This is a genomic window from Microbacterium sp. K41 (assembly GCF_004794395.1).
GTDB classification, from domain to species: Bacteria; Actinomycetota; Actinomycetes; order Actinomycetales; family Microbacteriaceae; genus Microbacterium; species Microbacterium sufflavum.
This window is the reverse complement of sequence record NZ_SSDO01000379.1, coordinates 1-533: the sequence shown is the minus strand read 5'-3', so window position 1 is coordinate 533 and position 533 is coordinate 1. Positions and strand designations below refer to the sequence as shown.

Annotated in this window: 1 protein-coding gene; it reads left to right on the top strand. The window is 74.5% G+C overall.

The features are described from left to right. Positions 1–469 (top strand): TIGR03943 family putative permease subunit (locus DW309_RS11795; protein ID WP_446724720.1); only part of this gene is annotated, 469 nt, incomplete at its 5' end. Positions 470–533 lie beyond the last annotated feature (64 nt).

Here is a 533-nt window from a genome sequence, read left to right as displayed (position 1 = left end):
TGTGGTCGCCACCGGGGTCGTGGCCGCAGCGCTCGTGCTGCCGCCCGCCTCGCTGTCGGTCGAGCTCGCGATGTCGCGCGCGGGGGAGCAGGCCACGCTGTTCGCCGGTGCGGACACCGTGGCCCTCGGCGTCGCGGACACCTCGACGTTCGGCATCGGCGACTGGGCCAGTGTCTTCGCGGGGGCCACGAACACCGCGGCGTACGACGGGGCCCCGGTCACGCTCACCGGCTTCGTCACCCCGGCGGGGAAGGGCGACGGCGTGAACCTCACCCGGCTCGTCATCACGCACTGCGTGATCGACGCGCAGACCGCGGCCCTGCCGACCGACGTCGACCCCGGCGAGTACGAGACGGGGCAGTGGGTCGAGGTGACGGGCACGGTGCGCGCCGACGCCGACGGCACGCTGCGCATCGAGCCGACGGACGTCGTCGCGATCGACGAGCCGAAGGACCCCTATGAGTACTGACGACGAGCGCCGCGAGACGCCCGCCGTCCCGCGCACGCGCGCCGAACTGCGCGCCGCGCGGGAG